Annotated in this window: 11 protein-coding genes; 7 read left to right on the top strand and 4 right to left on the bottom strand. The window is 39.1% G+C overall.

Features of this window, described 5'->3' with window-relative positions; translation table 11 throughout:
* Positions 1 to 21 precede the first annotated feature (21 nt).
* The gene (locus PSE72_RS05500; protein WP_217007774.1) at positions 22 to 915 is read right to left on the bottom strand and encodes a dihydrodipicolinate synthase family protein; all 894 of its coding nucleotides are present in this window, start codon (positions 913 to 915) and stop codon (positions 22 to 24) included.
* Between the two features lie 346 nt (positions 916 to 1261).
* Between PSE72_RS05500 and PSE72_RS05495 the strand changes: the two genes are divergently transcribed.
* The 4 genes from PSE72_RS05495 to pflA all read left to right on the top strand — a co-directional run bounded on the left by PSE72_RS05495 (position 1262) and on the right by pflA (position 6627).
* Positions 1262 to 2035: an IclR family transcriptional regulator gene (locus PSE72_RS05495; RefSeq protein ID WP_004909501.1), complete on the top strand. Its 774-nt coding sequence runs from the start codon at positions 1262 to 1264 to the stop codon at positions 2033 to 2035.
* 462 nt (positions 2036 to 2497) lie between these two features.
* The gene (gene focA, locus PSE72_RS05490; protein ID WP_109911032.1) at positions 2498 to 3355 is read left to right on the top strand and encodes a formate transporter FocA; all 858 of its coding nucleotides are present in this window, start codon (positions 2498 to 2500) and stop codon (positions 3353 to 3355) included.
* Positions 3356 to 3425: 70 nt separating this feature from the next.
* Positions 3426 to 5708: a formate C-acetyltransferase gene (gene pflB / locus PSE72_RS05485; protein ID WP_004909495.1), complete on the top strand. Its 2283-nt coding sequence runs from the start codon at positions 3426 to 3428 to the stop codon at positions 5706 to 5708.
* Positions 5709 to 5874: 166 nt separating this feature from the next.
* Positions 5875 to 6627: a pyruvate formate lyase 1-activating protein gene (gene pflA / locus PSE72_RS05480; protein WP_115168312.1), complete on the top strand. Its 753-nt coding sequence runs from the start codon at positions 5875 to 5877 to the stop codon at positions 6625 to 6627.
* A 31-nt stretch (positions 6628 to 6658) separates the two neighbouring features.
* On the opposite strand, the gene PSE72_RS05475 is transcribed toward pflA, so the two are convergent.
* On the bottom strand, positions 6659 to 7081 hold the full coding sequence (locus PSE72_RS05475; RefSeq protein ID WP_004909488.1) for a DUF2000 domain-containing protein: 423 nt from the start codon (positions 7079 to 7081) through the stop codon (positions 6659 to 6661).
* 155 nt (positions 7082 to 7236) lie between these two features.
* Here PSE72_RS05475 and PSE72_RS05470 point away from each other — a divergent pair, with 155 nt between their 5' ends.
* From PSE72_RS05470 to PSE72_RS05460, 3 genes are all read left to right on the top strand, one after another.
* On the top strand, positions 7237 to 7704 hold the full coding sequence (locus PSE72_RS05470) for an Lrp/AsnC family transcriptional regulator (RefSeq protein WP_004909485.1): 468 nt from the start codon (positions 7237 to 7239) through the stop codon (positions 7702 to 7704).
* A 364-nt stretch (positions 7705 to 8068) separates the two neighbouring features.
* The gene (locus PSE72_RS05465) at positions 8069 to 8875 is read left to right on the top strand and encodes a BPSS1780 family membrane protein (protein WP_004909482.1); all 807 of its coding nucleotides are present in this window, start codon (positions 8069 to 8071) and stop codon (positions 8873 to 8875) included.
* A 151-nt stretch (positions 8876 to 9026) separates the two neighbouring features.
* Positions 9027 to 9920: a LysR substrate-binding domain-containing protein gene (locus PSE72_RS05460; RefSeq protein ID WP_115167652.1), complete on the top strand. Its 894-nt coding sequence runs from the start codon at positions 9027 to 9029 to the stop codon at positions 9918 to 9920.
* Here PSE72_RS05460 and PSE72_RS05455 read toward each other — a convergent pair.
* The gene (locus PSE72_RS05455; RefSeq protein ID WP_115167653.1) at positions 9906 to 10634 is read right to left on the bottom strand and encodes a sulfite exporter TauE/SafE family protein; all 729 of its coding nucleotides are present in this window, start codon (positions 10632 to 10634) and stop codon (positions 9906 to 9908) included. The genes PSE72_RS05460 and PSE72_RS05455 overlap by 15 nt on opposite strands.
* Positions 10635 to 10815: 181 nt before the next feature.
* The gene (serS, locus tag PSE72_RS05450; RefSeq protein ID WP_115167654.1) at positions 10816 to 12108 is read right to left on the bottom strand and encodes a serine--tRNA ligase; all 1293 of its coding nucleotides are present in this window, start codon (positions 12106 to 12108) and stop codon (positions 10816 to 10818) included.
* Between the last annotated feature and the right edge of the window lie 38 nt (positions 12109 to 12146).

Raw genomic sequence — 12146 nt, 5'->3', positions numbered from 1 at the left:
TTGTGTTTGATTCAGGAAAGGTCAGAGCGGTGAATCAGCAAGGGTTAACAACTGCTGAAGTTGCTCAATCTGTATATTGTTCAACCCAATAAATGGTGCTGTACAATAATCTGAATTAACCACACCTTTTAGCTGCAATGCTTTCTTAAAGGTTGGGATGAATGGCGCATTGACGCCATATATAGCCATCAATTGGTCTACTCGTTGCTGGTGTTTTGCCACTAACGCTAAATCACCTTGGGTAAACGCCTGCATCCATGATGCAAAAAATTGCGGCACAATATTTGAAAGCCCACCAATGCACCCATTTCCCCCCGATAACAACACATGAGCAAAGTTATTATCGTAACCTGCGTATACCTCAAAATGAGGCAAGCGTGATTTCACCGTTTCAATCACCTGGGCGGTATGAGTCGTGTCAGGAATGGTATCTTTCAATCCGATGATATTGGGATATTTATCCGCTAAACGTAGGCAAACATCAGGGGAGACAGAATAACCAGTTCGTTCAGGAAAGTTATAAATGAAAATGTTAGCAGATGTTTTTGCTGCTATCGCACTGTAAAAACGAAAAATACCTTCATCATCTAGCGGGAAATAATATGGGCTAATAATCATCACCCCATCGATTCCTTTTTCATATGCATAGTTAGCCAATTCAATCGACTCTTCCACATCAAGGCGGCTTGCCCCTGCATAAACACGCATTTCCTCCTTGGGATAACGACCACATAGGTCGATGAGTTTTTTTGAGCTCTGCATATTGAGCGCAAAAAACTCCCCCGTGCTTCCCATAGTGACAAAACCGGAGACTTTGCCCTTCAATGAGTCATAAACACGTATATTTTGTTCTATATCCACTCGACCTTTGTCATCAAAGATGGTCACTACTGGAGTGATATAACGACTTTCCATACTGATAATCTCCTCATAAACTTTTTGTTCATATATACAAACTTCATTCATAAATAAAAACCAATAACAAGAAATCATGAATCATTGATTGAGTCAAATTCATCCAATTCATATAAAAATTTTATGTAATGATTTGATTAAAAAGGTATTTGAAGGGATTAAATGGCCATAAAGCTAACTAAAGAATACTTTTTTATTACTAAATTTTGAGCAAGGTCACGCCTTTTGGATGGCTTTACCCATTATTAAGAGTGACCAATTTGAGATTAAACGTATTCCTGAGATGATTTACATAGTGGTATTTTAAACCTAGAATAGCGACAAAATTAATCAGGGAGGTGGTTTAATGTCTACGGGGCACATGCCGACAATTCGGGTATTAGAAATACTGCAAGTTTTATCGGCTGAAAATACTGGGCTTTCTTTGACGCAACTTTCTGATAAAACACAAATATTAAAAGGGACGATTTATCCTATCTTAAAAACATTGGTTGAACATCGATATATTAATTACGATGATAATAGCCAGTTATATTATTTAGGTATCGCCTGCTCGCTTCTTTCCCGCTCATTTTTCGAAAAATCCTATTGGCTAAAAATGGTTCATCGGGAAATGGTACATATCGTTGATGAATGCAATGAAGTGTGCCAAATGGGGATTTTAGACGGTGCTAATGTGTTATACATTGATAAAGTTCAATCGGCGCAAAAGGTCCAATTAATCTCTAATATTGGAACTCGTTTGCCTGCGATTTACTCGGCACTGGGTAAGGCTATGATTTTTAACTACAGTGACCAGCAAATTTCCGAACTTTATCCTTCGGGTTTTACTCCGTTAACCCAATACAGCGTGCAAACTTTGGCTGAACTGCGCCTACAGCTTAACGCGGTTCGCGAAAATAGTTATGCCGTTGATAATAAAGAAATTGATGAAGAAACCATTTGTTATGCTGTCTCATTACGACAACGCAATAACATCATTGCGGCAATCAGTGTGTCTATCCCAACCTTCCGCATCGATGAACCCAAAGTGAACCAAGTCATCAAAACGCTCTTAACTAGTCGAGAACGTATTGAGCAAGAACTAAACACTCTTGACAATATTGAATTTTATACCTAGTTACAACGTTAAAAACGGATTGTTTTATTAAGATATATCACTTTAATTTATCGATTAATTTATATTAATCTTTTATTATTTGCATAATTGTTAGATAAATATTGCAAAAATATGGTTTGGCTAAGGAATATATATCGGAATCTCCCCTAATTAACTAGGGCATTATGCAAACATAAGTTAAATTATATGCCAAAGAGATCATATTCATCTTAAATAGTTAACATTTACGCGTATATTTTTACTTATTTTGCTGGCCAAAACTGACTTTATAAAAATTTTATATAAATTTTAAAAAATATTTAAACCTTATTTATCAAATGGATAAGTTGTAATTTAACATTAAATTAACCGTTTTCACCACTCTCTCTAGAGAGTTCATGATCCATATCAAATTTATCAATTCTCCCCTTTGTTACTATTATTGCGTGCTATAATTAATCAACTTTGTAAGAGAGTGTTGGTATGAAAGCTGACAACCCTTTTAATTTATTGCCACCAGCTGTAATGGCGCAAGTCGCAGATGATGCCTCTGTTTATAAGGCAAATAAACATCCTGCAATTACTTACTTGTCAGCATTCACTGCCGGTATTTTTATCTCTATCGCATTTGTATTCTATATCACGGCAACAACCGGGGCAGCTGAAGCGCCTTATGGTTTCACTAAACTTATTGGCGGGATTTGTTTCTCCTTAGGCCTGATGTTAGTGGTTGTATGTGGTGCAGACCTTTTCACCTCCACCGTACTCACTATCGTCTCAAAAGCCACAGGTAGAATCACTTGGGGGCAAATGTTTCTCAACTGGTTTAATGTCTATATTGGTAACTTAATTGGCGCGCTGTTCTTTGTTGCACTGATTTGGTTTGCAGGACAATACACCGCAGCCAATGGCCAATGGGGATTAAATGTATTACAAACCACCAGCCATAAATTGCACCATACCTTTATTGAAGCGGTTGCATTAGGAATTTTAGCAAACTTAATGGTTTGCCTTGCCGTTTGGATGAGTTACTCCGGCCGTAGTTTAACTGATAAACTGGTCGTTCTAGTGTTACCTGTCGCGATGTTTGTGGCGAGTGGTTTTGAGCATAGTATTGCAAACATGTTCATGATCCCATTAGGTATTATGATTAAAGAGTTTGCACCTGCTGAATATTGGTCTCAAATAAATATGTCTCCTGATCAATTTTCACACCTAACAGTCGGTAACTTTATTACAGATAACTTAATTCCAGTTACTATCGGAAATATTATTGGCGGCGCGATTTTAGTCGGCCTCATTTATTGGTTTATGCATTTACGTAGTGGCCAAAAACATTAATAGCCACTGACACACACGAAAAGATTTATTAAGATCCCTAAAAGATCCATTGTTAAAAGGTAAAAGTATCATGTCCGAGTTAAATGAAAAATTCGCTTTAGCATGGCAAGGTTTTAACCAAGGTGACTGGCAGAATAACGTCAACGTACGTGATTTCATCCAGAAAAACTACACTCCATATGAAGGTGATGAATCTTTCTTAGCAGGCTCTACTCCAGCAACTGACACGTTGTGGGATAAAGTCATGGAAGGGATCAAAATCGAAAACCGCACTCATGCGCCAGTTGATTTTGACACAGATGTCGCTTCAACCATCACTTCCCATGATGCAGGTTACATTACTAAAGAATTAGAAAAAATTGTTGGTTTACAAACTGATGCACCTCTGAAACGTGGTCTTATCCCGTTCGGTGGTATCAAAATGGTTGAAGGCTCATGCAAAGCTTACGACCGTACTTTAGACCCTGAAATCAAAAAAATCTTCACTGAATATCGTAAAACTCACAACCAAGGTGTTTTCGACGTTTACACGCCAGACATCTTAAAATGCCGTAAATCAGGTATCTTAACGGGTCTGCCTGATGCGTATGGTCGTGGTCGTATCATCGGTGACTACCGTCGTGTTGCACTGTACGGTATTGATTTCCTGATGAAAGACAAATTTAACCAATTCACCTCTTTGCAAGAAAGATTAGAAAAAGGTGAAGACTTACAAATGACTATCCAACTGCGCGAAGAAATTGCTGAACAGCACCGTGCATTGGGTCAAATGAAAGAAATGGCTGCAAAATACGGTTACGATATTTCTGCACCAGCAACAAACGCACAAGAAGCAGTACAGTGGACTTACTTCGGTTACTTAGCCGCTGTTAAATCACAAAACGGTGCTGCAATGTCATTTGGTCGTGTTTCTACCTTCTTAGACGTGTATATCCAACGTGACTTAGAAGCAGGTAAAATCACCGAACAACAAGCGCAAGAATTAATTGACCACTTAGTCATGAAACTGCGTATGGTACGTTTCTTACGTACTCCTGAATACGATGAGCTGTTCTCTGGTGACCCAATCTGGGCAACTGAATCATTAGCAGGTATGGGCCTTGATGGTCGTACTCTGGTAACAAAAAGCACATTCCGTTTCCTGAACACACTGTATACCATGGGCCCATCTCCTGAGCCAAACATGACTATCCTGTGGTCAGAAAAACTGCCAATGAATTTCAAAAAATTCGCAGCAAAAGTGTCTATCGATACCTCATCAGTTCAGTATGAAAATGATGACCTGATGCGTCCAGACTTCAATAACGATGACTACGCAATCGCATGTTGCGTCAGCCCAATGATTGTTGGTAAACAAATGCAGTTCTTCGGTGCTCGCGCAAACTTAGCGAAAACCATGCTGTATACCATCAACGGTGGTGTTGATGAAAAACTGAAAATGCAAGTAGGTCCTAAACATGCACCAATCATGGACGAAGTCTTAGATTTCGATACTGTGATGAACCAAATGGACCACTTCATGGATTGGTTAGCAACTCAGTACGTCACTGCACTGAACTGCATCCACTTCATGCATGATAAATACAGCTATGAAGCTTCACTGATGGCGTTACATGACCGTGATGTATATCGCACCATGGCTTGTGGTATCGCGGGTCTATCTGTTGCTGCTGACTCACTGTCTGCAATCAAATATGCGAAAGTTAAACCAATTCGTGACGAAGACGGTATCGCTATCGACTTCGAAATCGAAGGTGAATATCCACAATTTGGTAACAACGACTCTCGTGTAGATGATATCGCGTGTGACTTAGTTGAACGTTTCATGAAGAAAATTCAGAAACTGCCTACTTACCGTAACGCAGTGCCAACTCAGTCAATCCTGACCATCACATCTAACGTTGTGTATGGTAAGAAAACAGGTAACACACCAGATGGTCGTCGTGCAGGTGCACCATTCGGACCAGGTGCAAACCCAATGCACGGTCGTGACCAAAAAGGTGCGGTAGCCTCACTGACTTCTGTTGCTAAACTGCCATTTGCTTACGCGAAAGATGGTATTTCTTATACTTTCTCTATCGTACCAAATGCGTTAGGTAAAGATGATGACGTTCGTAAAACTAACTTAGCCGGCCTGATGGATGGTTACTTCCACCACGAAGCGTCTATCGAAGGCGGTCAGCACTTAAACGTTAACGTTATGAACCGTGAAATGCTGTTAGATGCAATGGAAAACCCAGAGAAATATCCACAACTGACTATCCGTGTATCAGGTTATGCTGTACGTTTCAACTCACTGACTAAAGAACAACAGCAAGACGTTATTACTCGTACTTTCACCAGTACAATGTAATAATTAGCTCATTAAAATAAAGTAAATTAAAGACCCCGCTTTACGGGGTCTTTTTATCTATACCAGCAACGATATTTTTCTCTAAAGTTTGCGGTATGACAGATATTTTGGAGTGCCTGCTATGTCTATCGATGATACTAAAACCAAAACAATAGCGATAACTAATATGACAGAAACCCCAACCACACTCGGCCGCATTCATTCATTTGAATCATGCGGAACGGTCGATGGTCCAGGGATCCGTTTTATTGTCTTTTTCCAAGGCTGCTTAATGCGCTGCCTGTATTGCCATAACCGCGATACTTGGGACACTCATGGTGGCAATATTGTCACTGTTGACGAATTAATGAAAGAAGCCGTGACCTATCGCCACTTTATGAATGCGACTGGCGGCGGCGTTACCGCCTCTGGCGGTGAAGCTATCTTACAAGCCGAATTTGTGCGTGACTGGTTCCGTGCATGTAAAAAAGAAAATATTCATACTTGCCTTGATACCAATGGCTTTGTGCGCCGCTACGACCCAGTGATTGATGAACTGATGGATGTCACTGACTTAGTGATGCTTGATTTAAAACAAATCGATGATGCAATTCATCAAAAATTAGTGGGTGTTTCTAATCACCGTACTTTGGAATTTGCCCGTTACCTTGCCAAACGCAACCAAAAAACCTGGGTACGCTATGTTGTCGTGCCGGGTTGGAGCGATGACGACCATTCAGTACATTTACTGGGCGAATTTACCAAAGATATGAACAATATCGAGAAAATCGAATTATTACCTTACCATGAGCTTGGTAAACACAAATGGGAAACTATGGGTGAAGAATACAAGCTAGATGGCGTTAGACCACCATCAAAAGAAGCGATGGAACGAGTCAAAAGTATTCTTGAAAGTTATGGTCACAAAGTGATGTACTAAAATTATAGAGGCTCTTTGCAGAGCCTCTTATTTATTTGAAAAGCGGTAAATGGCCAATTAACTGAGTAACTGCTTTTTTATTTCCCACCAAGCCTATCCCTGCCAATTGAATATCTTTATATTGCTGTTCAGATAATTTCTGCTGATATTCATCATAAGTACGGCAAGATTGAGCGAGCAAACTAAAAGGAATGATATAAATATCATCTTTCTGGTAAGCGGCCACTTCAATCTCTTTCATATATTGCTCTGCGGATTTTAATATCGGTAATGGTGCATAAATCACCCCTGGGTAATTCATATTATCCAAACTATTAAGATCATTCCCTACCATATTATTGACTTTATTTCCTAAACTCACACCAATTACACTCGCTGCATTCATCGCTAAACCATTCGATAAGTTTTGGTTTACCACGATGGCACAACGGTGTTCTGTTGGATTAAAAATCATCTCTCTTTTCCCTTTTACTGTTTATTATTGTTCTAAAACACCTCATTATTATTGCATTTAAAGAAAGAAATAAGCTTTCTAACTCAGTCATTACACGCTAAAATTTAGGCAATTTTATCCTATTTTATGCAATTTTAAGGTAAAGGCTTTCATTTATGGCAATAGATAAGACAGAAATAAAAATATTGAAATTACTACAAGATGACGCTCGAATAACGAATCAAGTTCTTGCTGAAAAAGTAGGCATGTCAGCCTCTCCCTGTTGGCGAAGAGTTAAAAAACTAGAAGAAGAACATGTTATTGAAGGATATCGCGCTATTCTCAATCGTAAAAAAATTGGCTTAGGTGTGATGGTATTTGTTCGCGTTATTATTGATAGCGATAGCGAGGCTGAAGCTCAAAAATTTGAACAAGAAGTGACTGAGCTCGAAAATGTTGTCGCTTGCTACAGTATTGGTGGTGATACCGACTTTTTATTGCAGGTTGTATCTCATGATTTAGACTCCTACGCCGACTTCGCGATGACGGTTATTCGCCGGTTACCGGGTATCAAAGAAATGCAAAGTATGTTTGTACTAAAAGAGATTAAGCCATTGGATGCTTACCCCATATCGCTCATTTAACCGCTGGGTAAATGGCATTTTGCTTACATATTAATAATAATGATTATTTAATTTACTATTCACTATTAAATTAGGGTTTGGTCTTACTGTATAGAATAAAAAAAACAGCCGTTTTCACTGTACTACTAAATACTCATACTCTATTCAATACATTAAGGTATAGATAATGGTCTTATTACAATAAAAAATATCTTATACAAGAAAATTTTAATCAAAAATACCTTACCAGAATAGTCTGCTTTATAATAAGTTAACTTATCTGCATACTACTGCCGATAAGTTACAATAATGGGTATAAGCCCAGAAAACTTATTAATAATAATATATTGCTAATTCACTACGACTAACAGGTTCCTTTCTTATCATGAATAATGAAAACTTCAGTGCAGATAACAACCCTGCACCTACAATTAACGCACAAACTCAAGCCGATACATTCGTTTTTCACGCAGAACCTCGCACAGTAGATGCAGGTGAAGGTGTTAACTGGATCAGCCAATCATGGTCTCTTGTTAAAGAAAAGCTGGGAATGTGGATCCTAATTAACATCGTTCTGTTTGCGGTGATCTTTATCATTTCAATGATCCCATTCTTGAACTTACTGATTACTTTTATTACGCCTATTTTTATTGGTGGTATTATTGCTATCAGTGAAAATCAACGTAAAACTGGCCAAGCAGAAATTGGGTTATTATTTGCTGGTTTCCAAAATAAATTCGGTACCCTATTTGCCGTTGGTGCCATCAACTTTGCGGCTAACTTAGTAGGCATGATCATCGCATTTATTATCGGTGGTTCTGCTATGTTTGGTTTATTGATGGAAAGCAACCAATATGGTTCACCATCTGACGCGGCTATCCTTGCATCTTCAGGTACATTCTTCTTTGCAATTATTATCATGGCCGTTGCTGCGTTAGTAGGTACTGCCTTGACATGGTTTGCTCCAGCATTGGTTATGAACCACGACTTCACTGTTGGCGCTGCAATTTCTGCAAGCTTACAAGCTGTTAAGAAAAATATCCTGCCAGGTCTCCTGTTCTTTATCGTTTTATCAATCTTAATGATAATTTCAGTAATTCCTTTAGGTTTAGGTTTATTAGTTTCTATGCCAATTATGTATGTTTGCTATTACAGCAGCTACCGCAGCCTGTTTTTCTCACAAGTAAAATAAACCAAAGTGTGATGGTTTAACGACTTTGCTAAATCATTAAATCTAAAAAAGGAAAGCAATTGCTTTCCTTTTTGCTATCCCATACAAATTCACATATATTCCTTTAAATAGTAATCTCCCTCTTTCCTTTCATAAATTGGAGCTGTTTTCCATGTATTTCGATATTACTGATTTAAAACTGTGTGTTAATGTCGCTAATGCAGGGAGCATCACCCATGGAGCGAAACTAACTTATCTTACACTGCAATCTGCAAGTGAACGGATACGTGGGTTAGAAAATGAATTAAACGTAGATATTTTTGTTCGCTCAGTGAAAGGGGTTTCATTATCAAATGCAGGTCATACATTTATTGAGCATGCGAAAACAATTTTGCAGCAAATTGAAGTAATGCAAGATGAACTGCAGCAATATAGTCGACACCTGCGTGGGCATATTAATATTCTTTGTAATACCTCTGCTCAAATGGAGTTTTTACCTGCCCGTGTTAGTGCTTATTTACGCCAGCACCCTGCGATGTCTGTGTCAGTGAAGGAAATGCCAAGTACTAATATCGTCACTGCAATCAGAAATAAAATTGCTGATATCGGTGTTATCGCAGATTCTACTGATCTCACCGGGCTGGATATCCGGCCAGTCAGCTCAGATGAATTAGTTGTTTTTGTCCATAAAGATAGCCTTTGGGCAAACCGAGAAAATGTTCCATTTTCTGACATTATTGATGCTGAATTTATTGGTTTAATGGAAGATAACCCATTACAAAAACATATTGATAATAACGCCAAACAACAAGGCAGGCGGCTAAACTACCGAGTACGTATGCCAACATTAGATTCTGTAATGCAAGGGGTTAATGATGGCATTGGCATAGCTATTATTCCCAAACAAGCGGCACAGCGTAGCCAATTCTCTGCGAGTAAAATAGTGCAATTGGCTGAGATTTGGGCATGTCGAAAATTAGTTATCTGTGCACGAAATTTCAACCAATTACCTGATTACACTAACGAGTTTGTTAATTTCTTAATTAACTGGTCATCTGAAAGCTAATTTTGTCGCCATGTAAATTCCTAATCCGATCAAACCAATAAAAAAGCAACGACGGAATAATTTCTCGCTAATAATCTTGCGAAAATATTGACCAAGGTACATTCCACTAATAGCAGGTATTAAGGCAAAGGCAGATAAACGCCAATTAATATCATATTGTTGCTGGTCAATGGATAACTTGATTGCTAATGCAACTGTTGATGCGGTAAAGGCTAGCCCTAGAGCCTGAATAAGCTCATTTTTATTTAATTTTAAGGTTTGCAAATAAGGGACTGCTGGGATAACAAATACACCTGTAGCAGCCGTAATCACACCGGTGATATACCCCACTGTTGGGGAAAGCCATATTTCATGTTTCTCGAATGATGGCATTTTTTTTGCGATTAACCCCCATATTCCATAGATAATAAGCACGATACCAAGTGCAGGTAGTGTCCAACCAGATGCTGAGGTTAAAGAAGGTAAAAAACTGAATACGGTGCCTAGTACCACCCCAATAATAAAACCACTGAGCCGTTTGATTAGTGCCATAAATTGTGGGCCAATCAATAATTGCCATATATTCGTGATTAACGAGGGAATAATTAACAAGCTAGCAGCGGCAGCAGGCTCCATGGACGTGCTTAATAACCCCATTGCGATTGTTGGTAACCCTAACCCAATCACCCCTTTTACAAGGCCTGCTAGTAAGAAAACACCAATAATTACACCCATCTATATCACCTCAATAAATTTACTTTACCGTAGAGTAATGCCCTACATTGAATAGCGCTATTTGGAAAATATTGAGGGGGGATCAGGTTTAGCCTGAGGATACATTTTCAAAATGCTTAAAATTTGCAAAAAAAACGCGACTACTACGAGTCGCGTTTTACTTTTGACGAAGTAACGGAAATTAACCGATGTACTCTAACCCTTTCATATATGGGCGTAATACTTTTGGAACTTCAATACGGCCATCTGCTAATTGGTAGTTTTCTAAAATCGCCACTAATGTACGACCAACCGCTAAACCAGAACCATTCAGAGTATGAACAAGTTGTGTTTTCTTATCACTCTTACCGCGGAAGCGAGCTTGCATACGACGCGCTTGGAAATCCCACATGTTTGAACAAGATGAAATTTCACGATAAGTATTTTGCGCTGGTAGCCATACTTCTAAGTCATAAGTTTTACGTGAACCAAAACCAATATCACCGGTGCATAAAATCACTTTACGATAAGGTAAGTTCAGTAATTGTAATACTTTTTCTGCATGGCCAGTCAGCTCTTCCAATGCATCCATAGATTTTTCTGGATGTACGATTTGCACTAACTCAACTTTGTCAAATTGATGCATACGGATCAAACCACGTGTATCACGGCCATAAGATCCCGCTTCAGAACGGAAACAAGGTGTGTGTGCTGTCATTTTCAGAGGAAGTGAGTCTTCATCTAAAATTTCATCACGAACCAAGTTAGTCACAGGTACTTCAGCTGTTGGGATCAAAGCATAAGTACTGCTGTCTGCTTCTTCTTCCAGTGGTTTAGTATGAAATAAGTCTTCACCAAACTTTGGTAATTGGCCAGTTCCGTACAGCGTGTCATGGTTGACTAAATACGGAACATACAATTCTTGGTAGCCATGTTGTTCAGTATGTAAATCAAGCATGAATTGTGCCAAGGCACGGTGCATGCGAGCAATTTGCCCTTTCATGACAACAAAACGTGCACCCGTCAGTTTTACCGCAGCTGGAAAGTCTAAGCCGCCAGATAGCTCACCAAGGCTAACATGGTCTTTAACTTCGAAGTCATACTGGCGAGGCTCACCCCAACGAGCCACTTCAATGTTGTCAGAATCATCTTTACCGTCAGGTACTTGGTCATCAGGGATATTCGGGATACTCAAGGCAATATCACGGATTTCTTGTTGCAGCTTTTCAAGCTCCGCTTTTGCAGAATCCAATTTTTCGCCTAATTGGTTAACTTCTAGACGTAATGGTTCGATATCTTCACCACGTGCTTTTGCCGCACCAATAGTTTTCGATCGCGAGTTACGGTCTGCTTGCAGGGTTTCAGTTTCAACTTGTAAAACTTTGCGGCGTTCTTCTAATTCACGCAGCTTTTCCACATCAAGGGTAAAACCCCTGCGAGCCAGTTTTTCAGCAACCGCGTCTAGCTCCGTACGCAGTAAATTGGGATCGAGCATGCTTATCCTGTGATTATTGTTAGTAATTAATGATACTT

Origin of the sequence: Providencia sp. PROV116 (genome assembly GCF_028482485.1) — a bacterium.
Classification (GTDB): domain Bacteria; phylum Pseudomonadota; class Gammaproteobacteria; order Enterobacterales; family Enterobacteriaceae; genus Providencia; species Providencia rettgeri.
Note: the sequence above shows the minus strand (reverse complement) of the source record. Positions and strands in the feature narration are given on the sequence as shown.

Bases quoted from the DNA above. Each gene is read 5' to 3' on its own strand.
- PSE72_RS05500 (WP_217007774.1), bottom strand. From the start codon at position 915: ATGGAAAGTCGTTATATCACTCCAGTAGTGACCATCTTTGATGACAAA.
- PSE72_RS05495 (WP_004909501.1), top strand. From the start codon at position 1,262: ATGTCTACGGGGCACATGCCGACAATTCGGGTATTAGAAATACTGCAA.
- focA (WP_109911032.1), top strand. From the start codon at position 2,498: ATGAAAGCTGACAACCCTTTTAATTTATTGCCACCAGCTGTAATGGCG.
- pflB (WP_004909495.1), top strand. From the start codon at position 3,426: ATGTCCGAGTTAAATGAAAAATTCGCTTTAGCATGGCAAGGTTTTAAC.
- pflA (WP_115168312.1), top strand. From the start codon at position 5,875: ATGACAGAAACCCCAACCACACTCGGCCGCATTCATTCATTTGAATCA.
- PSE72_RS05475 (WP_004909488.1), bottom strand. From the start codon at position 7,081: ATGATTTTTAATCCAACAGAACACCGTTGTGCCATCGTGGTAAACCAA.
- PSE72_RS05470 (WP_004909485.1), top strand. From the start codon at position 7,237: ATGGCAATAGATAAGACAGAAATAAAAATATTGAAATTACTACAAGAT.
- PSE72_RS05465 (WP_004909482.1), top strand. From the start codon at position 8,069: ATGAATAATGAAAACTTCAGTGCAGATAACAACCCTGCACCTACAATT.
- PSE72_RS05460 (WP_115167652.1), top strand. From the start codon at position 9,027: ATGTATTTCGATATTACTGATTTAAAACTGTGTGTTAATGTCGCTAAT.
- PSE72_RS05455 (WP_115167653.1), bottom strand. From the start codon at position 10,634: ATGGGTGTAATTATTGGTGTTTTCTTACTAGCAGGCCTTGTAAAAGGG.
- serS (WP_115167654.1), bottom strand. From the start codon at position 12,108: ATGCTCGATCCCAATTTACTGCGTACGGAGCTAGACGCGGTTGCTGAA.